The organism is Streptomyces sp. NPDC048417, from assembly GCF_040651615.1.
GTDB lineage: Bacteria > Actinomycetota > Actinomycetes > Streptomycetales > Streptomycetaceae > Streptomyces.
Map to the genome: position 1 here is coordinate 382,147 of NZ_JBEZKI010000001.1, position 24,487 is coordinate 406,633.

The following is a 24,487-nucleotide window of genomic DNA, read 5'->3' on the forward strand; positions in this document are numbered from 1 at the left end:
GTCGGTCCCTCCCTCAGTGTCCGGTCGAAGGGTTGTACGTGGCGGACTTCACCGGCATCTCGACGGTGAGCGGACCGGATTCGGCGAACTTCAGCTTCAGGGTGATCGTGTCGCCCTGTTTCGGGCGGCGCTTCAGCTTCTCGAACATCAGATGATTGCCACCGCTTTTGAACACGAGTTGACCGTGCGCGGGCACCTCGAAGGAGTTGACCTCGTCCATCGCCCCGCCGTTGGTCTCGTGCATGGTGACCTCGCCGGCGGAGTCGCTGGTGACGGATGTCAGCTCGTCCTTCGTCCCGCCCTTGTTGGTGATCGTCAGGAACCCGGCGGCCATGTCGGCGGAGACCGGCTGGGGCATGTAAGAGGCGCCGACGGACAGTCCGGTTCCCGAGGAGCCCGAAGAGTCCGAGCCGCCGCAGCCCGCCAGGACCAGCGCGCCCGCGAGGGCTATGCCGGTCGTGGCCACGCCGGTCAGGGCGAGCCGCCGCCCGGTCGGCGCCGGAAGGGTCAGCGCCCGGCGGGGCGGTGCCGGACGGCGGGGTGCCGGGAAGGCCCGGGCCCGACGACTCACGGGTTCTCCCCCTTGATCAGCTTGGGGAGGTCCTTGGTGTAGTCGTCGACGGTGGCGTCCTCGCCGTAGAGGACGTAACCGCCGTCGGTCTTCGGCGAGAACGCGATGACCTGGGTGCCGTGCACCGAGACGGTCTTGCCGGTCTTCTTGTCCTTGTGGGTCGGCTCGATGGAGATGCCGAGGGTGCGGGCGCCGGCCTGGATGGTGGAGAAGTCGCCGGTCAGGCCGATGAACTGGGAGTCGATGCCCTTGAGCCACTTGCCGAGCTCGGCCGGGGTGTCGCGGGCGGGGTCGGTGGTGACGAACACGACCTGCAGCTTGGCCTGGTCGGCCTTGGACAGCGCCTTCTTGGCGACCGCGAGGTTGTTCATGGTCAGCGGGCAGACGTCGGGGCAGTGCGTGTAGCCGAAGTAGATGAGCGTCGGCCTGCCCTTGGTCTCGGCGCGCAGGTCGTACTTCTTGCCGTGGGTGTCGGTGAGTACCAGGTCCGGCTTCCCGAAGGGCTGGTCCAGGATGGTCGCGGCCTTGTTCGAGGTGTCCCCGGCGACCACGGTGACGGGTGACTTGCCGTCGTCGCCGCTGCCGCAGGCGGAGAGGGTGAGGGTGGCGGCGGCGAGCAGCGCGGCCGCGGCGAACGTCTTCTTGCGCATAGGAAAATGTCCCAGATGTGAGAGATCCGGCGCGCACCGGGGGCGTACGAGAACTGCCGGGGGCGTACCAGAGCTGTCGGAGCCACGACAGCCTCGCACGGCCCCCTGTGCGCGCTACGGACGCGGAGCTCAGGCCTCGGAGCCGGTGGACCGGCGGCGGCCCGCGAGGACGCCGTAGGCGACCCCGGCCGCGCCGACCACGATGCCGACGACGCCGAGGACGCGGGCGGTGGTGTCACTGCCACCGGACGAGGAGTCGGACTCGTCCGAGGCGGTGGTCTCGGTCTTGGCCGCGGTGTCCTCGGCCGTGGTGGTCCCGTGGTGGTCGTCGGTGGCGGCGGACAGCGCGAGGGCCGGGGCCGGGTTCTCGGGCTCCTCCTGGCCCTTCTGCTGGACCTCGATCCAGCGGACGACCTCCTTGTTGGAGTACGTCTGGATCGCCTTGAAGACCAGTTCGTCGGTGTCCTCGGGCAGGGCGCCCACGGAGAGCGGGAACTTCTGGAAGTAGCCGGGCTCGATGCCCTTGTCCTCGGCGGTCCAGGTGACCTTGGTGACCGCCTCGTCGATCTTCTCGCCGTGCATCTCCAACGGCTTGGCCAGCTTGGACTTGGTGACCTCGACCTTCCAGCCGGCCATCGGCTGCGGCATCACGGAGGCCAGCGGGTGGTCGGCCGGGAAGTTGACCTCGAGCTTGGTCGTCGAGGCGTTGTCGCGCTCGTTGGGGACCTTGAAGTCGATGACCGCGTAACCGCCCTTTGCGGCGGTGCCCTCGGGCTGCACGCTGACGTGTGCGAACGCGGGCGAGGAGACGGCCAGGACGGCCGTGCCCGCGACGGCGGTGACGGCGGCGATACGAGAAGCCTTCATGGCAGGGAGCACTCCACTCTGAGTGAGTTCTGGTTGAGGGGGCGCGCGGGCAGCGGGAAGCGCACGCGCGCGCGTGCCGCGCGACGGCGGCAGGCCCCTCCGGATCCGGACAGATCCCGGTGAGTGCTCTGGTCGCGTCGCGTCAGGCGGCGAGAACGAGTACGGCGGCGGCCATGGGCGGCCCGCGCCGGATCACGGAGTGCTGGAGTGCGACGGTGTGGGGCGCGGGCGGTTCGTCCCAGGGGCGGCGACGGCTGTGTGCGGGCGCCTCGGGTACGGCCACGAGCCCGGCGCACAGAGCGCGCGCCAGTGCGAGCGCCCCGCGCAGGGAACGGACGAGCGCCCCCTCGGCGACCCCATGCGCCGACAGCTCGATCAGCCGCAGCAGCGCCAGGTCGCCCCGGCGCAGCAGCCATCCGGCCACCACGGCCGCGAGGAGGTGTCCGAGCAGCATGGGCACGGAGGGCAGCATCGAGCCGGAGGCCCCGGTGGCGCCCGCCGCATGGGTCGTCCCGCTCGGGCCGGCGGCCGGACCGGAGGCGCTGAGATGCGCGTCGGAGAGGATCTTGTACGCGTGCGCGGGGCTGATCTGCGCCGCCCCGGCCCCGCACACCAGCCGCGCGGCCCGCTCGACCAGCGAGGCGTCACTCGTCGACATCGATGACAGTGACGACATCGACATCGACGACATCGACATCGAACCGGCGGACATCGAACCGGCCGACATCGCCGCGCCGCCGTGCTGGCCGAGCCCGAACAGCGTGTGCAGCACGGTCTGCATGACCGCGAGCAGTGCCACGATCCCCGGCAGCGTGCGGGCCCGCCCGGTGAGCGGGGCGACGAGTGTCAGGGTGCCGAGAAAGCCCGCGCCGAGCGTCCACAGCGGAACGGTCGCGCAGGATGCCAGCGTGTGCCCCGCCGCGGCCAGCACGACACAGAGCGCGGCGAACACCGCGGCCCGCAGGAGCCGCAGTCCGCTTCCGGTGCGCGCCGTGCGCGGATGGGGGGCGTTCATGGCGCGCTCATCATCGCACTGGGCTCACGCCCGCCATACGGCAGGTCCACAAGATTCGGTTACACGTGAAAGGAGTGAAAGAACCGGAAGATCGTCCTTGCAGTGAACCACCCGCTCATACACCGAAACCTCCCAAGTCGCATCCCCCGGATGGGCGTTCTCACATGAACGGAGTGCTTACACCCGCGCACGGGTGGCAATAGGTATCGGTATGTCGAGCCGCAGCCAGGAGGCTGGAGCATGAGCATCTGGTGGTCACTCCATCTGCGGCGCGAGGCTGCGAGCGTCCCGCTCGCCCGGCGGCTGTTGATCGGCACGATGGAGACGGCGGGCGTCGACCCCGAGATCTCCTACGACCTCTCGGTCGCCCTCAGTGAGGCCTGTGCGAACGCCGTGGAACACGGCGGGGCGGGCCGTGCCTCGGAGGCGTACCGGGTCACCGCCTATCTGGACGGTGAGAAGTGCCGTATCGAAGTGGCCGATTCCGGCCCGGGGTTCGGCCCGGGGTTCGCCCGCACCCGGGAGATCAGACCCGCCCGTCCGGACGCCGAGCACGGCAGAGGGCTCTGTCTGATCAGAGAACTCGCCGATCACGTCCACATCGGCAACAAGCCGGGCCGTGGCGGCACGGTGGTCAGCTTCGACAAGATCCTCAAGTGGACCAAAGATCCTTCTCTGCTTTCGGCATGACTCTCCCCCCTGCATAACCCGCGCGCTAGGGTGCGCGCATGATTCTCGGAAAGATTAAAGAAAATGCAATCCTGCCTGGCGTGATATTGCGTCCCATTGCCGTCGGCGACGCGAAACCGCTGTCCGCCGCGTACGCAGGCAACCGAAAGCATCTCGAACCCTGGGAACCGCTCAGACCCGAGTCGTTCTTCACCCTCGAGGGTCAGACCGAACGCATCGATGGCCTGCTGCGACAGGCTGCGGACGGGATCATGGTCCCCTGGGTCATGGAGTCGGCCGAGGACCGCCGGATCGTCGGCGCGATCACCCTTTCCGGAATTTCCCTGGGACCTTTCTGTAGTTCGTACGTCGGCTATTGGGTGGCCGGTGACCAGCAGGGCCGCGGGCTGGCCAGCGCCGCGCTGGAGCGGGTCTGCGAGATCGCCAGGGATGTCGTGGGACTCCACCGGATCGAGGCGTCCACCCTGATCGACAACACGACCTCGCAACGGGTGCTGAAGAAATGCGGATTCGAGACGATCGGCGATGCTCCGCAGTATCTGCACATCAATGGAGAATGGCGGGACAGCCGGCTGTTCCAGCGGGTTCTGCACGACCGCGATCCGGCTCTGTGACAGCGTCACCGCACCGCTGTGACCAGCGTTTTCCCGCCGACCTCAGCTTCCTGGGCGTTCACAGCCTGCTGCCAGTCTCTGCCCATGCCCCTGACAAACGGCGTTCCTAGCTTCGTCGACCATGACGGGAAACCACAAAGACACGTCGATCACCCGCCGCCGCGCCCTCGCGGTGTCCGGCGGCACGGTGGCGGCCGGCGGCCTCGCGGTCGCCGGCTTCCAGTCGGCCTTCGCCGATGTGACCGACACCAGTACCGACGCGGACGCCACGGCCTCCGCCAGTTCCACCAGTGGTGAGTGCATGACGCTGATGAGCAGCGTCACGGAGGGCCCGTACTACCTCGATGGTGCCTTGGTGCGCAAGGACATCACCGAGGGCAAGGCCGGTGTTCCGCTCACCCTGCGCCTGACCGTGGTGGACGCCACCGATGGCTGCACCCCGGTCAACGGTGCCGCGGTCGAGATCTGGCACTGCGACGCCTGGGGCTACTACTCCGGTTACACCACCGCCAACCCGGGCGGTTCCGCCCCCGCGGAGAGCGAGGAGGGCGACTCCGCCGACGACAACACCTATCTGCGCGGCTACCAGATCGCCAACGCCAACGGGGTCGTCAAGTTCGAGACGATCTTCCCCGGCTGGTACACCCCGCGCACCTGCCACATCCACGTGAAGGTGCACACGGGCGGCGAGAAGGAGGACGGCACCTACGAGGGCGGCAAGGTCAACCACACCGGTCAGCTGTTCTTCGACGACACCATCGCCGAGGAGATCTTCACCCTCGACCCGTACGCCAAGCACACCGGCAGCTACACGGTCCTCGCCGACGACATGGTGTACGACGGCGGCGGTGCCTCCAGCGGTCTGCTGACCCTGAAGGCCGTGCACAAGAAGGACCCCTCGAAGGGCTACAAGGGCTCCCTGACCCTGGGCATCGACCCCGACGCCGAGAACACCGGCGCCGGCGGCGGTGGAGGCGGCACCCCGCCCAGCGGCGCCCCCACGGGCGCCCCGCCCACCGACAGCGCCTCCCCTTCGGCCTCCGCCTCCTCGTAAGGTAAGGGACATGACAAGCCGCGAGGACGACGTGCTGGCGCAGGCCGCCGTGGCCGCGCTCACCGGCCAGCTGGCGCTGGCCCCGAAGCCGGGGCTGCCCGACCCGCGCGACCTGGCGGCCCGCAGCACGCGCCGCGAGCACGACAGTCTGCGCTGGTCGGCCAGGGCGCTGGCGCCCGGCCTCGCGGCGATGGCCGCCTCCGCCCGCCGTACCGGCGAAGCCTCGCCGGTGCTGCGGGCCGAGCTGGGCGCGATCGGCCGGTGCACCGAGCACTCGGTCGGCCTGGCCGGCGGCGGCCACAAGGGCGCCCTGTGGGCCCTCGGCCTCCTGGTCGCCGCGGCCGCCCTGGACCCCCGGGCAAAGACCCGCGAGATCGCCGCCACGGCGCGCAAGATCGCCGCCTTCAACGACAAGGGCGCCCCCAAGCGCCCCTCCCGGGGTTCGTCGATCTCCGCGAAGTACGGCGCGGCCGGCGCCCGGGGCGAGGCCAGGGCCGGATTCCCGCACGTACGAAGGGCGTTGGACGCACTGGCGACGGCCCGCAAGGCGGGTGCCACCGACGACCAGGCCCGGCTCGACGCCCTGCTCACCGTGATGTCCACCCTCCAGGACACCGAACTCCTCTACACCGCGGGCCCCCTGGGCCTGCGCCACGTCCAGGCGGGCGCCCGCGGCGTCCTGGAAGCGGGCGGCACGGCTACGGGGGCCGGCGCGGAGGCACTGACAGCCCTGGACGCCGACCTGTACGAGCGCGGCTGGAGCCCGCGGGGCAGCGCGGGCCTGCTCGCCGGGGCCCTGTTCCTGGACGCCCTCCCGGCGCGCTGAGTCAGCCGTTCAGCACCTTGGCGAGCACTTCCAGGGCCTCCGGGTAGACCCGCTCCCGGGGCGTCCCGTACCCGACGACCAGGCCCTGCGGCCGTCCCGCACCGCCGCCCGTGTGCCAGTGCTCCCCGAGGCCGCCCACCGCCAGCCCCGCGGCCTCCGCGCGGGCCAGCGTCTCCTTCTCGTCGGCCACGGTGACGAGCGCGTGCAGCCCGGCCGCGATCCCCGCCACGTCCCGTCCGGCACCCAGCCGCCCCAGCAGTTGGTCCCGGCGCCGCCGGTACCGCAACCGGCACGCGCGCACGTGCCGGTCGTAGGCATGGCTCTCGATCAGCTCGGCGAGCGCCAGCTGCCCGATGGACTCGGTGTGGTGATCGCTGTGCAGCTTGGCGTCGGCGACGGCACCGACGAGATGCGCCGGCAGCACCATCCACCCGAGCCGCAGCGCGGGCCCCAGCGTCTTGGAAGCGGTCCCCAGATACACGACCTGCCCCGGTGCCACCCCCTGCAGGGCACCCACGGGCTGCCGGTCGTAGCGGAACTCCCCGTCGTAGTCGTCCTCGACGATCACCCCGCCACGCGCGCGTGCCCAGTCCACCACGGCCCGCCGCCGCTCCGGATGCAGGGCGACTCCGGTCGGGTACTGATGGGCCGGGGTGAGGACGACCGCCCCCGCGTCCCCCAGCTCCGCCGCCCGCGCCCCTCGTTCGTCCACGCGCACCGGCACCACGGTCCCGCCGTTCTTCCGCACCACCTCCCGGTGGAACGGCATCCCGGGGTCCTCCATGGCCACGGCGGCGGCCTCGCCCAGCACCCGCGTGAGCAGCGCGAGCCCCTGCACGTACCCCGAGGTGACCACGATCCGCTCCGGCGGCGCCACCACGCCGCGGGCCCGCGCCAGATACCCCGACAGCGCGGTCCGCAGCTCGATCCGCCCGCGCGGATCGCCGTAGTCGTACGCCAGGGAGGGCGCGCCGGCGATGGCCCGCCGCAGGGCCCGCAACCAGGCCGCCGCCGGAAACGCCCCGACGTCCGGCCCGCCGGGCCGCAGATCGAAAAGAGGCGCACGCGCGCGTGCGGCGGCTTCGGGAGCGTCGGAAGCGGCGGAGGGGAGGGTGGCGACGCGGGTCCCGGACCCCTGCCGAGCCGTCAGATACCCCTCGGCGACCAGCTGGTCGTAGGCGGCCTTTGCGGTGCCCCGGGAGATCCCCAACTCGGCAGCGAGCCGTCGGGTGGCGGGCAACCGGGCCCCGGGCACCAAGCGCCCGTCGCGAACGCCATCACGCAGGATGCGCTCCAGCCCGATCCGTCTCCCGTCGCCGGTATCACCATCGGGACGCAGATCGATGCCGGCCCAAAAGTCGTCCACTCATAACCCCCCTCGACTGAAGCGCCCCTTCAGGGGCGCGGGGCTGTATCGATGTGCGGCTGCCGCCGCGCGGGCGCGACCAGCCCCCACCCACCCGCAGAACACAACAATGGCCGGGCACCCACCCAGGTACCCGGCCATTCACACCACATGTCAGCTCTTGAGCGAAGCCATCCACGCCTCGACCTCGTCCGACCGCCGGGGCAGCCCCGCGGAGAGGTTCCGGTTCCCGTCGGCCGTCACGAGGATGTCGTCCTCGATCCGCACCCCGATCCCCCGGTACGCCTCCGGAACGGTCAGGTCGTCGGCCTGGAAGTACAGCCCCGGCTCGACGGTCAGCACCATCCCCGGCTCGAGGACGCCCTCCACGTACGTCTCGGTCCGCGCGGCAGCGCAGTCGTGGACGTCGAGCCCGAGCATGTGCCCCGTCCCGTGCAGGGTCCACCGGCGCTGCAGCCCGAGCTCCAGCACCCGCTCCACCGGCCCCTCCACGAGCCCCCACTCGACGAGCCGTTCGGCCAGCACCCGCTGCGCGGCATCGTGGAAGTCGCGGTACTTGGCGCCCGGCTGCACCGCCGCGATGCCGGCCTCCTGGGCGTCGTACACCGCGTCGTAGATCTTCTTCTGCAGCTCGCTGTAGGTGCCGTTGATCGGCAGCGTGCGCGTGACGTCGGCGGTGTAGAGGCTGTGCGTCTCCACGCCGGCGTCCAGGAGGAGCAGGTCGCCCGAGCGTACCGGGCCGTCGTTGCGGACCCAGTGCAGGGTGCAGGCGTGCGGGCCGGCCGCGCAGATGGAGCCGTAGCCGATGTCGTTGCCCTCCACGCGCGCGCGGAGGAAGAACGTGCCCTCGATGTAGCGCTCGGACGTGGCCTCGGCCTTGTCGAGGACCTTCACCACGTCCTCGAAGCCGCGGACCGTGGAGTCGACGGCCTTCTGCAGCTCGCCGACCTCCCACTCGTCCTTGACCAGCCGCGCCTCGGAGAGGAAGACGCGCAGTTCCTCGTCGCGTTCGGCGGTGACCTTGTCGGTCAGCGCGGCCTCGACGCCGGCGTCGTACCCGCGGACGACCCGCACCGGGCCGGTGGCCTCGCGCAGCTTGTCGGCGAGTTCGCGGACGTCGGCGGCGGGGATGCCGTAGAGCGCCTCGGACTCGGTCAGGGAGTGGCGGCGGCCCACCCACAGCTCGCCCTGCCCGGAGAGCCAGAACTCGCCGTTCTCGCGGTCGGAGCGGGGCAGCAGATAGACGGTGGCCACATGGCCGTCGTCCTTCGGCTCCAGGACGAGTACGCCGTCCTCCGTCTGGTCGCCGGTGAGATAGACGTACTCGACCGACGCCCGGAACGGGTAGTCCGTGTCGTTGGATCGGGTCTTCAGATTGCCGGCCGGGATCACCAGGCGGTCGCCCGGGAAGCGGGCGGACAGCTCGGCGCGGCGGCGGGCGGTGTGCTCGGCCTGCTCGACGGGGGTCAGGTCGCGCAGCTCCGTGTCGGCCCAGCCGGACTTCATGCTCTCGGCGAGCTCGTCGGACACGCCCGGGTACAGGCCGTTCTTGCGCTGCTTGATCGGCTCTTCCGGCTCGGTTTCCGGGCCCGCTGCGTCAGCAGCAAAATCAGGTACTGCCGGTGTGAGCTCGTCGGCCACGGTCATCCTCCTCGACACTGCACTGGATCCCGTCCATCGTACGGTCGTACCGAACGGCGACCCAGGGCCGGACGACTCCTGACCGGTGACCTGGCTTTTTGACTGACCGATCAGTCAAAACGGGCCGCGAGCAGCACCACGTCCTCCTCGCTGCCGGCCGCGTCCAGTCCGTTCGGCAGCACCGTGCGCAGCACATGGTCGGCGATGGCCCCGGGGTCGTGGCGCAGCGCGCGCGGGATGCTCGCGGCGGCCGCGTGCAGCCGGGCGAAGGCGCGGTCCATGGGGTCGCCGGTGCGGTGCAGCAGCCCGTCGGTGTAGAAGAGCACGGTCTCCCCGGCCTCGGCCTCGATCTCCACGCTGGGCGCCTCCCAGCAGGCCAGCATCCCGAGCGGTGCCGAGACCGACGTCTCGGCGAACTCGGTGCGGCGCTCCCCGATCAGCAGCGGCGGGCTGTGGCCGGCCCCGGCCAGGGTGACCCTGCGCAGCGCGGGCTCGCAGTAGGCGAACAGGGCGGTGGCGGAGCGGGCCGGTTCGGTCAGCCGCAGCAGCAGTTCGAGGTCGGAGAGGACCGCGACCGGGTCCTCGCCCTCCATCACGGCGTACGCCCGCAGGGAGGCCCGCAGCCGGCCCATGGCGGCCACCGCGCTGGGCCCGGAGCCGGTGACCGAGCCGACCGCGAGGCCGAGGGCGGCGTCGGGCAGCGGCAGCGCGTCGTACCAGTCGCCGCCGCCGCGCGGTCCGGTGCGGTGCCGGGCGGCGAGCTGGACGCCGGCCACCCGGGGCAGCCGGGAGGGGAGCAGTTCCTCGGCGATGGTCGCCATGCACGCGCGCGTGCGCTCGACTTCCAGCAGCCGGGCCAGGTGCTCGGCGGCGAAGCGGACGTACAGGCCGATGAGGTGGCGCTGGCGCTCGTTCGGCTCGGCCGGCTCGTCGTACAGCCACAGGACCGCGCCGAGGCGGGCGGCCGCGTCGGTGGTCAGGGGGAGGGCGTAGCTGGCGGCGTAGCCGAGGCGGGCGGCGACCTCGCGGTGCCGGGGGTCCAGGCCGTCCTCGGCGAACAGGTCGGGGTGGACGATCTCGGCGGCGGTGCCGGTGTCGTAGGGCAGCGCGCCCCTCGGGACGGTCTCCATGTGGCCGAGGTCCGCGCGGCCGAGTCCGAGGCCGAGCGTGGTGTGCGGGCCGAGGCCGTCGGCGGGCTCCAGCGCTACGAGACCGCGCCGGGCGCCCACGAGGGCGGTACCGGCGCGCAGCAGTTCCAGGAGGGCCGGCTCCAGTCCGTCGGTGCGGGCGAGCCGTTCGGTCAGTTCGTGGAGGGTGGTGAGGTCGGAGACCCAGCCGGCCAGCCGGTCCTGGAGGAGCGTGCCCGGCGCCGGTGCGGCGGGGGCTTTCGGGACGGGAGGTGCGCCCGGGGCGGGGGGGACCGACGCGACAGTGTGTGCGGGCGTGGGGATCGTTGAATCGATTCCAGCCACTTTCGGAGGGTGCGGGGCGTTCATCGTGTCCGGCTTTCAGACCTGTGCGTATTGCTCAAAAGCATCGCAAACCCCCATGTCCTTCTGCGCCGCTAGCGGTGTCTCCACATGTACACGCACTCGTGAGGGGATGTCCAGCATTGTCCTGCTGGGATTCCTGGTGTCCGTGGGTCTGCCGGTGACTTCTCCCGGACGGCTTGCACAAAAGCAAAGTTGGCTTAAAGCTGACTCGGGTAACGGTTCATTGCGGTCGACTGGCCTTGCTCCACGGAGCGTCACAGCGGTCGTGATGGGTACGTACTCGGAGAAGGCCAGGGGTGGTTGGGGATCACCCGGAACCTGGCGACGGACCCGGGCGTCTTAACCACCGACGACCGTGCCCCATCCCCCCGTGGCGGCGGCGGAGAGAAACACTCGGAACGGCAAAACGCCAGACTTCGCCACCCCCACGCCGTGGCCGTGCTTTTGATAGACGCAGTATTGGATGCGGGCGCGGCCCCCGGCTCGACCCTTTGGGGTTCCCCTTGCCAGTGCAGGGGTGTGATGCGCCAACAGGTACGCACAGTGAAGTGATCGACACATGATGTGATGTGGTCCACGGTGTTGCCAGCGGTGCAACGGAAAGGAACGAGCGCTCATGCGCGAGATCCTCGGAAGGCGACGCAGGCTCCTGTCCAGGCGGAAAGACAAGGGGCCTGATTTTCTCGGCGCGGCCCTGACCTTCGCGACGGAATGGCAGTGGCCCGTACTCCCGGGTGTGGCCCCGGACCCGCAGGGCCGGGCCCGCTGTGCCTGCCCCGACCCGGAGTGCACGGTGCCCGGTGCGCACCCCTTCGACCCCGGCCTGCTCGCCGCCACCACCGACGAGCGCATGGTGCGCTGGTGGTGGGGCAACCGGCCGGCCGCGCCGGTCCTCCTCGCCACCGGGGCCGCCGGCGGAAAGGCGCCCTGCGCGGTCAGTCTGCCCGCCCTCGCGGCCTCCCATGCCCTTACTCTCCTCGACCGCCGCGGCATGCGCCTCGGCCCGGTGGTCGCGGCGCCCACCCGCTGGGCGCTGCTCGTCAAGCCGTACTCCATGGAGCAGTTGGGCGAGCTGCTGTACGCCAAGGACTTCGTCCCCGGCTCGCTCCGCTTCCACGGGGAGGGCGGCTATCTCGCCCTGCCCCCCTCCGAGACCGGCCAGGGCGCCATCCGCTGGGAGCGCGCCCCGCTGCCCGGCTCGGCCAAGCCCTGGGTGCCCGATGTGGAGGCCGTGGTGGACGCCGTGGTCGACGCCCTCACCCGTACGGGTGTGAACGCACCCGAGTTGTAAGGGTGTCGGGCGTGAGAGCACGGCTTCTCGCGCCTCGCTGGTTATCTTCCGCACATGCTGCGTAATTCTGGGGGGCAACCCCCAGACCCCCGACTACGTCTGCTCGCCCTCGCGGGCGTCATGGTGTGCGCGGTCGCGTTGCCGCTGACCGTGGCGTCCGCGGGACAGGTGGGCGACGCCGCCGGACACCCCGCCCGGAGTGACGACGAGAAGCTGCCGGCGCCTGCCCGGTCCCCCCTGGTGCTCGGCCTCGGCCTGGCCACGGCCGCCCGCTGCGGTCCCGAACTCACCGCCCCCGGCGGAGTGGAGGCGCAGACCTGCGTGATGACCCAGGGCGCGGACACCTGGGCGCGTACCTACTACCGCAACGCCACCGGGGCGGACCTGGAGTCCGTGCTGAGCCTCATGGGCCCGCACGGCCGCACCGTGCAGACGCACTGCGCCGCGGACGCCGCCGACGAGCCCGCCACCTGTGAGACGCCCCGGGAGCACACACGGGGCGCGCTGGACGCCTACACGGCCGTCACGGAGTTCGCGGCACGCGACGGCGACGGACCGTTGCTGCTGCGCAGCGCGAGCAACTCGGCGAGCGACGGCGGTGACTCCGGGGGTGGCTCCGGCAGTGACTTCGGGAGCGGGGCCGCGAGCGGCGCCGGAGGCGACTTCGGGAGGGGCGCCGCGGGCGACTCGGCCGACGGCTCCAGGGGCTCGTACGAGAGCAACTCCCGTGTTTCAAACGGGAGTTGACGTATCGCTGCGGTCCGTACACCGGACGCGGGCATGGACGCCGGTCTGAAGGCGGGCATGAAAAGGCCCGGTTGCTGGCGACGGGGGATGCACCAGCAACCGGGCTACTGAGACGGTAACAAGAGATCGGCGGTTCGCAAATTCGATCTCGGCTATTCGGACACGTATTTGCTTGCCACGTAGGGAAGTTGTGACAGGAGTCACCCGGGTCGACGGGGCCGGAGCGGCTGACCGGTCGGTCAGCCGCGTCCCTCCGCCGACCCTGATCGTCAGCTGAGCGTGACCTGTCGGTTGGTCAGCCCGCCACGGGCCCGGCGCTCGTCCGCCGTGAGCGGTGCCTTCGAGGCCAGAGCGGTCGCGAGCCGCTCGGCGAACTCGGCGGCCGGCTTCTCGACATCCTCGGCACCGACCCCGCTCGGCAGGTCCCAGACCGGCACGGTGAGACCGTGGGCGCGGAAGGAACCGACCAGCCGGGTCCCCTCGCCGAGGCTGGACCTGCCCGCCGCGTGCAGCCGCGCGAGAGCGTCCAGAAGCTGCTCCTCGGGATACGGCATGACCCACCGCAGATGGTTCTTCTCGGGCGTTTCGCACCAGTAGGCGGAGTCGACGCCGGTCAGCTTCACCGTCGGGATGGCGGCCGCGTTGGCCCGCTCCAGGGAGGCGGTCACCTCCGTGGTGGCGTTCTCCGCGTCCTGCACCCAGAACTCGAAGCCTTCGTGCACGACCGGCACGAAGGGGCCCTCGGGGTCGAGCAGGTCCTGCAGCCGGGGGCTGTCGGCGGGGGCGCGGCGGCCCTGCACGGGGGTGCCCGGGTCGGCGGCGAGGGCGCGCTGGAGGGTGTCGGCGAGGTCGCGGCTGATGTCGCCGGACGCCGTGTCGTTCTGCAGGCCGAGGAGGACGGTGCCGTCCTCGCGCCGGAGTGCCGGCCAGGCCATCGGCAGCACCGTCGCGAGCGTGACCGAGGGGACGCCCTCGGGCAGGCCGTCCTTCAGGGTCAGCTCGGCCGTGGCGGCGGGGACCAGCTCGCGCAGTGCCACCCAGTCGCCCTCGCCCGCCAGCCCCTCGAACGGGCGGTGCACCAGCTCGGTCGCCGCGTGTGCGGCCGCCCGGCCGTGGCACGCCTTGTAGCGCCGGCCGCTGCCGCAGGGGCAGGGTTCACGGGCACCGACAACCGGAAAGTCTCCATCAGCGCCTTCGGCCCGGGCCGCATCGCTGAGCTGCGGCCGCGTGGCCTTTGTCTGGGGTCGCTTCTTGGCCATCTGGGTGTCTCCCGGTTACGGCTCGTCTCGTACTGGCGGGAGCCTAGCCGTTCACACCCTGGACCACGGGTACCTGTGGACAGAGCCGCGGGAGCGGGTGGCGCCGGACCGGGTCGGCACGGCTCGGTCCCGGCCGGTACCGGTCGGTCCAGGCCGGTACTGGCCGGTCCAATTCGGTGCCGGTCGGTACCGGTCGGTCCGAGTCGGTACCGGTCAGTCCAGGTCCTCGAACGCGTCGGTGAAGTCCAGACCGGACATCTCCGGGGCCGCGGGTGCCATGACGCGCGTAGCGAAGGCGTCGCGGCGGACCGTGCCATCCGGATCGCTCACGTCCTTTTGGACCACGACCCAGACCGTCACCTCGCCCCGGGCGTCGTCCCGGACCCCCCAGTCGTCCGCCAGGGCCGTGATGATGTTCAGCCCGCGGCCGCCGTGTGCCGTGACCGACGGGGTCATGGGAGCGGGGCGGGTCGGTCCGCCGCCGTCCGTCACCTCGACGATCAGCCGGCCGCGCGTGTCCACCCGCCAGGCGGCCCGGACGTCGCCGTCCCCGGCCAGCGCGTCCCCCAAGGGGCGCCCGTGTTTGCACGCGTTGCTCAAAAGTTCGGAAAGGATGAGTACGGCATCGTCGATGACCGATTCCGATACGCCACCGGTGCGCAACTGATCGCGCATACGGTGTCTCGCCTTCCCCACGCCCGCAGGGCCATGGGGTACGGCCATGCTCGACGACGTGGGCACCTCCTGTGCCACCACCAACGCCACCCCCGAGACCTCCTTTGCCCCACGCCACGGTGTGGATGCCCCATCGGCCTGAACCGGAAACCGGCCAAAGAATGTCCGGTGACGCATTCGCAACGAACGAATGCGGACCGAACGCGCCGGAGCACACCCTGTGACGGGTACGTCGCCATATCCCCCAGATATGGCTTCGTGTGGCTGGATTTCGATGGTGTGGCCGATACGTGAGGATGCTGTGAGTGGGCTGTCGGGTCAAGGGGTGCGGAGATTCCTTACGCGACTCTTTATCTGAGCCTCGATCAGCTCATCGACCAGCTCATCTGCCAGTGCCTTGATCAGTGCCTTGATCGGCAGGACGGGCCCCGGCTCATCGGGCTCGTCGGGCTCATCGCCCGAGCCGCCGCAGCACCGCCCCCGGCCGGTTGGTGATGATCGCGTCGATACCGAGCTCCAGGCACAGATCCACGTCCTCCGGCTCGTTCACCGTCCAGACGTGCACCTGGTGGCCGTTCCGCTTCAGCCGTTCGATGTAGGTGGGGTGATTGCGCACGATCCGGATCGAGGGGCCCGCGATCCGCACTCCGGCCGGCAGTCGGCCGTCGCGCAGCCGGGGCGAGAGGAACTGCAGCAGATAGACCGTCGGCAGCGTCGGCGAGGCCGCCCGCACCCGGTGCAGCGACCGCGCGGAGAAGCTCATGACCCGCACCTGTGACTCGGCCGCCGTGGGCGGAGCGTCCAGGCCGAACCGCTTCAGCAGCACCATCAGCCGCTCCTCGACCTGCCCCGCCCAGCGCGTGGGGTGCTTGGTCTCGATCGCCAGCTCCACCCGCCGCCCGGCGTCCGCCACCAGCTCCAGCAATCGTTCCAGTGTGAGTACGGAGGTGTCCCCGCGGTCCTCCGGCCGGAACTCCCATTCGGGCTCCTCGTCCCGTCCCCGCCAGGCCGGGCCCTTCCTCCAGGAACCGAAGTCCAGGGCCGCCAGCTCCGCGAGCTCCAGGGCCGAGACGGCACCCCGCCCGTTGGACGTACGGTTGACCCGTCGGTCGTGGACACAGACCAGGTGGCCGTCGGCGGTCAGCCGTACGTCGCACTCCAGCGCGTCGGCGCCGTCCTCGACGGCCTTCTTGTAGGCGGCAAGGGTGTGCTCGGGGGCGTCCTCGGAGGCCCCGCGGTGCGCGACGACCTGGATGCGATGCTGTGGTGCGTGGGTCACCGCGACATGGTGCCACCGCGCGGGCGTACTTGGGGGCATCCCCGATGCCAGCAAAGGGAACTTTTGTCGGACAGGCCCTATATAAAGGTTATCGGTGTACCCACAGCCACCGCTTATGGTGCTCTGACGGCCTGTGGGAAAAGCTGACGGCATACAAAAGCACATGCACAGCTGAATCGCGCCGGACCGACAGCAAGCGTGAAAGAGCGTGACCGAGTGCGACCGAGAAGAAAAGCCGTGGACCGAGGAGAGAAGCTGTGAGCACCGAGAACGAGGGCAACCCGGTACCTCCGGCCCCGTCCGCACCTCCCGTGCCGCCGACGTCTCCCGCTGCTTCGCCGCAGGCAGCCGCGTCCGACGGCGGGGAAGCGCCGACCACCCCGATCCCGCCGGCGCCCCAGAGCGCGCCCGCGGGTGACCCTTACGCGCCCCCGCCGCAGGCCCCTGCCGAGGGTTCCTGGCCGCCCCCGCCCCCCGTGACCCCTTCCTACGCGGACGCCGGCGCGGGTGCAGGTGCGGCTGCCGGGGCCGGCTGGGGCTCGCCGTACGACCAGCAGCACCAGCAGTACCAGCAACACCAGCCTTTCCAGCAGCCGCAGCCCGCGCCGAAGAAGGGCAGTGGGCGCGGCGGTCTGATCGCCGCCGTTCTGGTGGCCGCGCTGGTCGCGGGCGGCATCGGCGGCGGCCTCGGCTACACGCTGGCCAAGAACAACGACGACATGGGCTCCACGACCGTCTCCGCCTCCTCCGACGGCGGCGCCACCCAGGTCAAGCGCGCGGCCGGCACCATCGCGGCGGTGGCCCACAACGCGCTGCCCAGCACGGTCACCATCGAGGCCGAGTCGACCAGCGGCGAGGGCGGCACCGGCACCGGGTTCGTCTTCGACACCCAGGGCCACATCATCACCAACAACCACGTGGTCGCGGACGCCCTCGACGGCGGCAAGCTGACCGCTACGTTCCCGGACGGCAAGAAGTTCGACGCCGAGGTCGTCGGCCACGCGCAGGGCTACGACGTCGCGGTCATCAAGCTCAAGAACCCGCCGTCGGACCTCAAGCCGCTCGCCCTGGGCGACTCCGACCAGGTGGCCGTCGGCGACGAGACGATCGCGATCGGCGCCCCCTTCGGCCTGTCCAACACGGTCACCACGGGCATCATCAGCGCCAAGAACCGCCCGGTCGCCTCCAGCGACGGCAGCTCCACCAGCAAGGCGTCCTACATGAGCGCCCTGCAGACCGACGCCTCCATCAACCCGGGCAACTCCGGCGGTCCGCTGATGAACGCCTCCGGCGCGGTGATCGGCATCAACTCGGCGATCCAGTCCGCCTCCAGCGGCGGCCTGGGCAGCACCGGGCAGTCGGGCTCGATCGGCCTGGGCTTCGCCATCCCGATCAACCAGGCCAAGTACGTCGCCCAGCAGCTGATCAAGACCGGCAAGCCGGTCTACGCGAAGATCGGCGCCTCGGTGTCCCTGGAGGACAGCACGGGCGGCGCGCAGATCACCGACTCCGGTTCGGGCGGCTCCGCCCCGGTCGAGTCGGGCGGCCCCGCGGACAAGGCAGGCCTCAAGCCCGGCGACGTCATCACCAAGCTCGACGACTCGGTGATCGACAGCGGCCCGACCCTGATCGGCGAGATCTGGACCCACAAGCCCGGCGACAAGGTCGAGATCACCTACAAGCGGGGCGGCAGCGAACACACTGTCACCCTCACCCTCGGCTCCCGCGCCGGCGACAACTGACCCGCACGCGCGCGTGCGAACCGGTTACTCTGTTCCCCGCGCCGATCTCGGTCGGCGCGGGGTGGGTTGCCCGAGCGGCCTAAGGGAACGGTCTTGAAAACCGTCGTGGCAGTGATGTCACCGTGGGTTCAAATCCCACACCCACCGCAGGTGAACGGCCCCCGATCCGGTAACTCGGTCGGGGGCCGTTGGCATGTCCCGGCACCGCTGACGTCCGGTGTTCCCCGTGGCTCCCCGAGCGAGCGAGCACGAGAGGGGCGCGGATAGCCTCTGTTGCCATGACCGCTGTTGATCCCACTGACCCGCAGCGAGAGCACGAGATGGGGCGAGTCGCCCTCTGGCTCGCTCCCGATGACCTCCGCTGGCTGGCAGAGCATTGTTGCTCCGGTCCAGAGACCTCGGATGAAGATCGTGATCGTTGCGGCCGTATCCGCTTTCGGGCCCGTGCGGCCCTGCACAAGCAGGGGCATACCGATTGAGAGTCACCCCCGGAGATCAGCTTTGACCTCGCTGCCTCCATCCTTGTCAGGTCAATCACAGGGTCCTGTCCGCGTCGACCAACGCCCCCGCGTCTCGCTCGGTCGCCCACGGAGGTCCAGGCCGACCGCTCATGATCGTGCCTGCTGGTGTCAGAAGCCGATGTCGGCCGTAGCCGGATCTCCTACCTGCGGCCGTACCGCCGATCAGTGCTGCAACCTGCGCCTCAGCTGTCGCCGGTTGTCGGTGTTGGTTTCTCGAGGAGCGTGAATGACTTGGGCGCACCGCCCGGCTGCGGCTTGCCTGCCTTGCTCCCCACGACCCGATAGCCGGCGTCCAAGTAGTAGGCGTTCAGACGCGCGTTGTCGGCCAGACAGTCCAGACGCACAACCCCTCTCCCCGCCGCAGCGACGCGGCGCTCCGCAGCACACAGCAGAAGCCGCCCCGTCCCCGGCCGTGCGCTGTTGCGGTCCACCATCAGCCGATGCACATAACCAGCCACGGGCAGTTGCGGTCCCCAGGCGTCCTCGTCTTCCCACCACAGCTCCCAAGCCCCGGCCACGCGGCCGTCGGCCTCGGCAAGCCAGACCTCGCCGCTGGCCATGGTCCGCCGGAAGTGGTCCTCGTCCAACTGACCGGGCTGCCACTGGCCGGTGATGCCGTGCGCGAGCATCCAGCGGGCAGCGTCGTCGCGCAGACGAACCAGAGTGTCGAGGTCGGCCTCGTCGGCGAGGCGGAAGCGGAGATCATTCACGGCGCGATACTCGCACGAGCACGCACAGGAGTTCGATGCCCTACCTCGCTCACAATCCTGAAAACCGTCGTGGCAGCGATGTCACCGTGGGTTCAAATGACCAGCGCGTGCGGCCAACCCGTGGCCAGGCCGGCGACGCTGGTCACGGCCCGTTCTCGTCGGCCATCGCCGCATCGATCATCCGGTTCGAGGTCTGCTGCTGACCTCGAAGGATCTTGCCACAGCGCATCCGGCGAACCAGGCCCGCGGGCTCGCTTTGGTCATGAGGAGGTTTCCCGGCCGACATCTCGTATGCCGTTCCAGAAGTCGGTCAGGACCTCAACAGGTCCCGCGGGGTCAGTCGTTGCGCCAGTCGTTGATCCGCTGCTGCCACTCCCGGTCGTCCGTCGTCTCCATGAACTCGCGGCGGTTGATGAGCAGGTAGATCTCGCCCGCCGACGGGGAGGCGGTGGTGAGGATGAGGGGCTTTCCGGCGTTGAGGAGGCCGCCGAGGAAGCGGCCGTAGAGGTCGGTGAAGCGGGTTTCGGCCGTGGTGATGTCCGCGCGGGTGAGGACGAGGGAGGAGCCGACCTCGGACCAGTTCGTGAGGACGAGTTCGTCGGGGTGCAGGACGATGCGCCCGCGGCGCTGGAAGAGCGCCTTCTGGCTGATGATCGCCGCGGCCTTGTCGGCTCCCTGCTTGCGGCTCAGCTCGTCGGCGGTGGCCGCGATGTAGTCGGCCTCGGCGAGCGGGGTGTCGTGGGTGCTGCTCATGTGTTGCTCCCGGTGAGGTGGAAGGTCAGGACACGGTCAGGGAGATGCGCTGGTGCGGGCGGTCCGAGGCGCTGCCGATCGTGAGGTCGAACGTTCCCGGCTCGACGACGGTGCGCAGCCGTTCGTCCACGAGGGTCAGGTCCCGGGCGGCCACCACGGGGAACGACACCGTGACCCGCTCGCCCGCCGCCACCCGCCGCTTGGCCACGCCCCGCAGCCTGATGCGCGGCAGCGAGACGCTCGCGTGGTTGTCGGTGACGTGCAGCTGTACGACCTCGGTTCCGGCCCGGTCACCCGTGTTCGTGACGTCGACGTGGACGTGGGTCCGCCCGTCCGGCGCGATGGACGTGTCGTCCAGCCGGATGCCGCTGTAGCGGAAGGTCGTGTAGCCGCGGCCGGATCCGAACGCGTGCAGGGGGGTGGAGGGCAGGTCGACGTAGTCGTCCGCTTCGGCGCGGGCGTGTTTCTGGTCGTAGGAGAGGGGGAGCTGGCCGACGTTCCGGGGGAAGGTGACGGGCAGCCGGCCGGTCGGTTCGGTCTCTCCGAACAGCACCTCCGCGACCGCCCTGCCGCCCGCCTCGCCGGGCAGCCAGGCGACCAGCAGCGCCGGCAGGTGTGCCGTGGCCCACGGCAGGGCCAGAGCACGGCCGGTGACCACCACGGCGACGGTCGGCGTGCCCGTGGCGTGCACCTCCTCCAGCAACCGCTGCTGTACGCCGGTCAGGTCGAGCGAGGCGACGTCCTTGAGCTCGCCGTCGGTACGGTCCGGCGAGAACTAGCCGCCCTTGGTCTGCTCGCCCACGACCACCACGGCGACATCGGCGTTCCGGGCCGCCGCACGCGCGGCGGCGAAGCCGGAGGTGTCCGTTCCGGTGACGGCACAGCCGGGCGCGTACCGCACCTGGACGCGGTCGCCGAGCAGACGTGTCAGCGCTTCGCGGATGGAGGGGGTCTCCTGCAGGGCGGGGGAGGCGTTGTACTCGCCGAGGAGATTCAGCTCGTCGTCGGCGTTGGGCCCGATCAGAGCCACCGCATGGACCTTGTCGGCGGCCAGCGGCAGCAGGTCGCCCTCGTTCTTCAGCAGCACCATCGACTCACGCGCGGCGCGCAGCGCCAGGGCCCGGTGCTCCGCGCAGTTGACCACCCGTTCCGCCCGGGCGGCGTCGACGTGCGGGTTCTCGAACAGTCCCAGACGTTCCTTCAGGGTCAGTACGCGTCGCACCGCGCGGTCGAGCAGGGCTTCGTCGACGCTTCCGTCCCGCACGGCCGCGGCCAGCTGGTCGAGGTAGATCTCGTCCCAGGACAGGCTGACGTCGACCCCGGCGCGCAGCCCGAGCCGTGCCGCCTCCTGGGCCGTGGCCGCCACGTGTTCGCGGATCAGGCCGCGCAGGTCGTTGCCGATCACCACTCCGTCGAAGTGCAGTTCCTCCCGCAGGAGTTCGGTGAGGTACTTGCGTGAACCGTGCACGACCAGCCCGTCGATGGTCTGTTCGCTCGCCTCGGTCATCAGGGCCCCCGCCCCGGTGAAGCCCACCCGCCACGGCTCCAGGTGGGTCTGGCGGAAGGCACGTTCACCGATCTCGATGGAACTGGTCTCCAGGCCACCGACGTTGGGGGACTCCATGGGGAAGGTGACCAGGGACGTGACCGCCGACTCGTCGGACGTGAGGTCGTCGCCCTGCATGGCCGGCACCAGCGCGCCGACGTAGGCGGCCGTCAGGAAGGGGTCCTCGCTGAACGCCCGGATTCCGCGGCCGTAACGAGGGTCCCGGTTCAACTCCGCCGTGATGGTGCTCAGCGCGTGGATCCCCACCGCGCGGGACTCCCGGGCCACCGCCGCGTACACCTGGCCCACCAGGTCCGGGGCGAAGGTCGCGCCGAGCGCCAGTCCCTCCGGGAAGATCGTCGCCCCGGGGCCCACGGAACCGTGTGTGCCCTCGCTGATCTGGAGCAGCGGAATGCCGAGCCGGGTGCGGGTGGCAATCCGCTGCAGCCGGTTGTGCTGCTCGGCCTGTTCGCGGGGCGTCAGCGGATGCGGGACCTCGATGGAACCGGAAGGGACTGGTTGACGAGGCCGAAGAAACCGCCGCCGGGGCCCAGGGTCAGCTGCCGGACACCTGTTCCGACCACGGTACGGCCGCGTACGTACGCCTCCCGGTTCTCCGGCGTACCCGTCGGATCCGTGGAGTCGCCGAGCAGTTCCTGCGGAAGGCAGACCGGGATGTTCAACTGGGCGATCTTGTCGGCCGACGTCATACGGGCCAGCAGGGCCTCGACCCTTCGGGAGCCCGAGCTCCCCGCGCTTCGACCCGGCGCCGACCGGGCAGGGGATGCCGACTGCGCCCCAAGAGCCGGTGTCGCCCCGACCGCGACGGCAGCGGTGGCAGTGGCGGCAGCGGCGGCGGCGCCCACCAGTGCACGCCGGGAAATCTTCGCCTGATCCATACCGCCAGCATGCCGAGCGAGCCCCGCCCGGATCAGCTCCCGAAAGTCTGCGTCCACGCGTCTTTCGTCGCTGCCGAGCAAACCCCAAAGTCGAGCCGAACCCGACGCGCGCCACGCGCACGTGCCGTGCGAGATCGGAGACGGGGGCCGGAGAGGGGGGATCAGAGTCCGCCGGCCAGCGGCCGGGGATTGCAGTTTGGCGGTCGGGGGTCGGCGGTCGTGGGCCGGAGCCCAAGGCTCAGAGCTCGTAGTCCCGGGCCAGTTCCTTCCCGGCCGGTTCCTCCCAGGCCACCTCCCGCAGTTCCTGGTCCGCGTCGTGGCCCGATGGCGGTCGAGGTGTGGGTTGGAACCAGACGATCGTGACGGACGAGCGGTGCTGGCCGGAGGCGAGGTCGACGCGGATCAGATCAGGGGCATGAGCGTCAGGTTCGGGGGCGGGCGACCTTCCGTGTTCGATTCTCAGGGGCGGTGGCCGGTCATGCGGGCCGCTGACGCGATCGTCGCGCGGGCCTCGCGTTCCGTCAGGCCGGTGTGGACCGCCGCGTCGATCAGCGGTGCCCGCAGGGCGCGGCCGATGCCGTTCTCGTAGGCGCGGCACGCCGCCCAGAACAGGCGGGTGTTGCGCTGGCCCTCGTGGGCGGCGAGGACGAACTGGACCAGGCCCTGGCCGCGGTTGCCGACCGAGGGGTGGGTCGCGGGGTGGGGTGCTCGCGGGGGCGGGAGCAGGAGGCGGAGCAGAGCCGGCGGGCAGGGCGCCGGGACCAGGTGTTCGGTGCCGGGGGCGGTGGCGTAGACGCCGTGGTCGGTGCGGGAGCCGGGGCCGACCAGGTAGCCGCCGGCGCCCCGGATGTCGATGCCGGGGGCGAGCCGGCCGGCCGAGTTGGGGATCACGGCGTCCGTCGGTCCGGTCAGCCAGAGGTGGCGGCCGCCGCTCGGCGTGAGCACGACGACCGTGGGCGGGATCGTGAACAGGTGCCGCAGTGCCAGTTCGCTCAGGGCGGCGGTGGAGTCCGTACCGGACTTCACGTCGAGGTCGACGCCGATGAGGCGGTACGGGGGCAGCCCGCAGGCGATGCCGTAGCCGGTCGCCCAGGGCGCCGCGGCGAACAGTTCGCGGATGCGGGCGGGGTCGGTGGTGGCGTCGTACACCCCGTGACCGGGGCGGCCGCACTCGCCGTGGCAGGGCGGTAGCGCCGGTTCCGGCTCGTCGAGCTCCGGGGAACGGTCCGGAGATCGGTCCGGGGACAGGGACCGGTCCGGGGACTGGGAACGGTGAAGGGACTGGGATGGGTCCGGGGACAGGGATCGGTGCGGGGAGCGCAGGGCCGGGAGTTTGGTCCGGGACAGGGGGATGACGGCCAGGCCGCGCTCGGCGGCTGACAGGGCGTGTGCGAGGGCCAGCGTCGTGGCCTGCCGGTCGGTGGTGGCCATGGATCCATGTTCGTACGTACGTTCGAAAAAGGGAAGAGGGGCCCGGTGTGACACGCCGAGGGCGGCAGCTTGGCCGGAAAAGGTGCCGGATCGGTTCTCCCCATGGGGCGCTTGAAAGGGGTGATGTCAGGACTGGTCATGACTGGGGCTGGAGTCAACCAAAGATGGCGAAAGGGGTTTATCGACTTGTCATCACGCTTGAGGGCGAATGGTCCTGTCCGGGGTGGTTCGCCGGGGATTCGGTGGGCAATTCTGATCTCGCGACGTCGATGACAACCACCGAGGCGGTCGGCCAACTGCCTTGGAAACAGCCCTACTTGACGTACTTTCCGGCATAGCCGGGCTCCGAGAGGAAACAACATGGCAAGCATCCGTACCGCCCGCGTTCTCGCCGCCGTCTCCGCCCTTCCGCTCGCCGCCGCTCTCTTCGCCGGTGTCGCCGCCGCGGACAACGGTGCGATCGCGGACAACGGATCGAGCGCCAACGCCGGTGTGGCGGGCATCATCGGCAGCGGCGTCGGCCACGACAACAACGGCAACTCCTCCACCACGCAGCAGAACGCGGTGGGCAACGGCGCCTCGAACCAGAGCAACACCGCGCAGGTCAAGGGCTCCGCGTGGACGGCCATCCAGCAGGGCAACGACAACGTCGCCGTCCACTTCACCCAGCTGTGGTAGCCCCCGTCTGAGCTCAGGTGGGGTGTGCTCTGTGGGGATGCAGCACGCCTGCGCGGCGGTACTCCGGTACCGCCGCGCAGGCGTTTTCCGGCTCTCTTTCGGCGCACTGTCCTCCGGCGCACCGCCTTCCGGCGGCTCCCGGCCTCCCGGCTCCGGCGCACCGCCTTCC

General features: G+C 70.7%; 23 protein-coding genes, 1 tRNA gene and 2 pseudogenes. 10 read left to right on the forward strand and 16 right to left on the reverse strand.

The features are described from left to right. Nucleotides 1–13 precede the first annotated feature (13 nt). The 4 genes from AB0D59_RS01870 to AB0D59_RS01885 form a co-directional block, all read right to left on the reverse strand. Nucleotides 14–475 carry a copper chaperone PCu(A)C gene (locus tag AB0D59_RS01870; RefSeq protein WP_362559840.1) on the reverse strand — a complete coding sequence of 154 codons (462 nt, stop codon included), beginning with the start codon at nucleotides 473–475 and terminating at the stop codon, nucleotides 14–16. A 92-nt stretch (nucleotides 476–567) separates the two neighbouring features. Then, nucleotides 568–1,221: an SCO family protein gene (locus AB0D59_RS01875; protein WP_362559531.1), complete on the reverse strand. Its 654-nt coding sequence runs from the start codon at nucleotides 1,219–1,221 to the stop codon at nucleotides 568–570. A 129-nt stretch (nucleotides 1,222–1,350) separates the two neighbouring features. Beyond that, nucleotides 1,351–2,088, reverse strand: coding sequence for a YcnI family protein (locus tag AB0D59_RS01880; protein ID WP_362559533.1), 738 nt, complete (start codon nucleotides 2,086–2,088; stop codon nucleotides 1,351–1,353). Between the two features lie 142 nt (nucleotides 2,089–2,230). Further along, the gene (locus tag AB0D59_RS01885) at nucleotides 2,231–3,103 is read right to left on the reverse strand and encodes a hypothetical protein (RefSeq protein WP_362559536.1); all 873 of its coding nucleotides are present in this window, start codon (nucleotides 3,101–3,103) and stop codon (nucleotides 2,231–2,233) included. A gap of 240 nt (nucleotides 3,104–3,343) precedes the next feature. Here AB0D59_RS01885 and AB0D59_RS01890 point away from each other — a divergent pair, with 240 nt between their 5' ends. From AB0D59_RS01890 to AB0D59_RS01905, 4 genes are all read left to right on the forward strand, one after another. Beyond that, on the forward strand, nucleotides 3,344–3,793 hold the full coding sequence (locus AB0D59_RS01890) for an ATP-binding protein (RefSeq protein WP_362559538.1): 450 nt from the start codon (nucleotides 3,344–3,346) through the stop codon (nucleotides 3,791–3,793). Between the two features lie 38 nt (nucleotides 3,794–3,831). Continuing rightward, complete coding sequence (locus AB0D59_RS01895; protein WP_362559541.1) at nucleotides 3,832–4,407, forward strand: GNAT family protein; 576 nt, start codon at nucleotides 3,832–3,834, stop codon at nucleotides 4,405–4,407. A 121-nt stretch (nucleotides 4,408–4,528) separates the two neighbouring features. Continuing rightward, nucleotides 4,529–5,461, forward strand: coding sequence for an intradiol ring-cleavage dioxygenase (locus AB0D59_RS01900; RefSeq protein ID WP_362559543.1), 933 nt, complete (start codon nucleotides 4,529–4,531; stop codon nucleotides 5,459–5,461). A gap of 10 nt (nucleotides 5,462–5,471) precedes the next feature. Further along, nucleotides 5,472–6,287, forward strand: a complete 816-nt coding sequence (locus tag AB0D59_RS01905) for a triphosphoribosyl-dephospho-CoA synthase (RefSeq protein ID WP_362559546.1) — start codon at nucleotides 5,472–5,474, stop codon at nucleotides 6,285–6,287. Between the two features lies 1 nt (nucleotide 6,288). On the opposite strand, the gene AB0D59_RS01910 is transcribed toward AB0D59_RS01905, so the two are convergent. The 3 genes from AB0D59_RS01910 to AB0D59_RS01920 all read right to left on the reverse strand — a co-directional run bounded on the left by AB0D59_RS01910 (nucleotide 6,289) and on the right by AB0D59_RS01920 (nucleotide 10,790). Beyond that, nucleotides 6,289–7,653, reverse strand: a complete 1,365-nt coding sequence (locus tag AB0D59_RS01910; protein ID WP_362559548.1) for a PLP-dependent aminotransferase family protein — start codon at nucleotides 7,651–7,653, stop codon at nucleotides 6,289–6,291. Nucleotides 7,654–7,806: 153 nt separating this feature from the next. After that, nucleotides 7,807–9,300 (reverse strand): aminopeptidase P family protein, encoded by a 1,494-nt coding sequence (locus tag AB0D59_RS01915; RefSeq protein WP_362559549.1) that lies wholly within the window; start codon nucleotides 9,298–9,300, stop codon nucleotides 7,807–7,809. Nucleotides 9,301–9,404: 104 nt separating this feature from the next. Continuing rightward, complete coding sequence (locus AB0D59_RS01920) at nucleotides 9,405–10,790, reverse strand: PP2C family protein-serine/threonine phosphatase (RefSeq protein WP_362559551.1); 1,386 nt, start codon at nucleotides 10,788–10,790, stop codon at nucleotides 9,405–9,407. A gap of 613 nt (nucleotides 10,791–11,403) precedes the next feature. Between AB0D59_RS01920 and AB0D59_RS01925 the strand changes: the two genes are divergently transcribed. Both AB0D59_RS01925 and AB0D59_RS01930 read left to right on the forward strand, forming a co-directional pair. Beyond that, nucleotides 11,404–12,078 carry a bifunctional DNA primase/polymerase gene (locus AB0D59_RS01925; RefSeq protein ID WP_362559554.1) on the forward strand — a complete coding sequence of 225 codons (675 nt, stop codon included), beginning with the start codon at nucleotides 11,404–11,406 and terminating at the stop codon, nucleotides 12,076–12,078. A gap of 54 nt (nucleotides 12,079–12,132) precedes the next feature. After that, nucleotides 12,133–12,669: pseudogene (locus AB0D59_RS01930) on the forward strand (hypothetical protein); the annotation flags it as partial. A gap of 425 nt (nucleotides 12,670–13,094) precedes the next feature. Here the strand turns inward: AB0D59_RS01930 and AB0D59_RS01935 are convergent. The 3 genes from AB0D59_RS01935 to AB0D59_RS01945 form a co-directional block, all read right to left on the reverse strand. Continuing rightward, nucleotides 13,095–14,084: a DUF5926 family protein gene (locus AB0D59_RS01935; protein ID WP_362559556.1), complete on the reverse strand. Its 990-nt coding sequence runs from the start codon at nucleotides 14,082–14,084 to the stop codon at nucleotides 13,095–13,097. Nucleotides 14,085–14,297: 213 nt separating this feature from the next. Further along, a complete protein-coding gene (locus AB0D59_RS01940) occupies nucleotides 14,298–14,936 on the reverse strand; it encodes an ATP-binding protein (RefSeq protein WP_362559558.1) in 639 nt (212 codons plus the stop codon). Nucleotides 14,937–15,210: 274 nt separating this feature from the next. Continuing rightward, on the reverse strand, nucleotides 15,211–16,038 hold the full coding sequence (locus AB0D59_RS01945; RefSeq protein ID WP_362559559.1) for a glycerophosphodiester phosphodiesterase: 828 nt from the start codon (nucleotides 16,036–16,038) through the stop codon (nucleotides 15,211–15,213). Between the two features lie 257 nt (nucleotides 16,039–16,295). Here AB0D59_RS01945 and AB0D59_RS01950 point away from each other — a divergent pair, with 257 nt between their 5' ends. Next, complete coding sequence (locus AB0D59_RS01950; RefSeq protein WP_362559562.1) at nucleotides 16,296–17,780, forward strand: trypsin-like peptidase domain-containing protein; 1,485 nt, start codon at nucleotides 16,296–16,298, stop codon at nucleotides 17,778–17,780. Nucleotides 17,781–17,840: 60 nt separating this feature from the next. Further along, nucleotides 17,841–17,927, forward strand: a tRNA-Ser gene (locus AB0D59_RS01955). A 556-nt stretch (nucleotides 17,928–18,483) separates the two neighbouring features. Here the strand turns inward: AB0D59_RS01955 and AB0D59_RS01960 are convergent. After that, nucleotides 18,484–19,011 carry a GNAT family N-acetyltransferase gene (locus tag AB0D59_RS01960; protein WP_362559564.1) on the reverse strand — a complete coding sequence of 176 codons (528 nt, stop codon included), beginning with the start codon at nucleotides 19,009–19,011 and terminating at the stop codon, nucleotides 18,484–18,486. A 35-nt stretch (nucleotides 19,012–19,046) separates the two neighbouring features. Here AB0D59_RS01960 and AB0D59_RS01965 point away from each other — a divergent pair, with 35 nt between their 5' ends. Further along, a complete protein-coding gene (locus AB0D59_RS01965) occupies nucleotides 19,047–19,214 on the forward strand; it encodes a hypothetical protein (RefSeq protein ID WP_362559567.1) in 168 nt (55 codons plus the stop codon). A gap of 133 nt (nucleotides 19,215–19,347) precedes the next feature. Here AB0D59_RS01965 and AB0D59_RS01970 read toward each other — a convergent pair whose 3' ends face one another. The 5 genes and pseudogenes from AB0D59_RS01970 to AB0D59_RS01990 form a co-directional block, all read right to left on the reverse strand. Beyond that, nucleotides 19,348–19,764 carry a hypothetical protein gene (locus tag AB0D59_RS01970; RefSeq protein ID WP_362559569.1) on the reverse strand — a complete coding sequence of 139 codons (417 nt, stop codon included), beginning with the start codon at nucleotides 19,762–19,764 and terminating at the stop codon, nucleotides 19,348–19,350. Between the two features lie 25 nt (nucleotides 19,765–19,789). Next, nucleotides 19,790–20,179: a fibronectin type III-like domain-contianing protein gene (locus AB0D59_RS01975; RefSeq protein WP_362559842.1), complete on the reverse strand. Its 390-nt coding sequence runs from the start codon at nucleotides 20,177–20,179 to the stop codon at nucleotides 19,790–19,792. Continuing rightward, a pseudogene (locus tag AB0D59_RS01980) lies at nucleotides 20,162–21,811 on the reverse strand (glycoside hydrolase family 3 C-terminal domain-containing protein); the annotation flags it as partial. The pseudogene AB0D59_RS01980 and the gene AB0D59_RS01975, both read right to left, overlap by 18 nt. Continuing rightward, nucleotides 21,790–22,020: a hypothetical protein gene (locus AB0D59_RS01985; RefSeq protein ID WP_362559866.1), complete on the reverse strand. Its 231-nt coding sequence runs from the start codon at nucleotides 22,018–22,020 to the stop codon at nucleotides 21,790–21,792. The gene AB0D59_RS01985 and the pseudogene AB0D59_RS01980, both read right to left, overlap by 22 nt. Nucleotides 22,021–22,668: 648 nt before the next feature. Continuing rightward, nucleotides 22,669–23,640, reverse strand: coding sequence for a bifunctional DNA primase/polymerase (locus AB0D59_RS01990; protein ID WP_362559572.1), 972 nt, complete (start codon nucleotides 23,638–23,640; stop codon nucleotides 22,669–22,671). Between the two features lie 360 nt (nucleotides 23,641–24,000). On the opposite strand from AB0D59_RS01990, the gene AB0D59_RS01995 reads away from it, so the two are divergent. Then, on the forward strand, nucleotides 24,001–24,318 hold the full coding sequence (locus tag AB0D59_RS01995; protein ID WP_362559575.1) for a hypothetical protein: 318 nt from the start codon (nucleotides 24,001–24,003) through the stop codon (nucleotides 24,316–24,318). Nucleotides 24,319–24,487 lie beyond the last annotated feature (169 nt).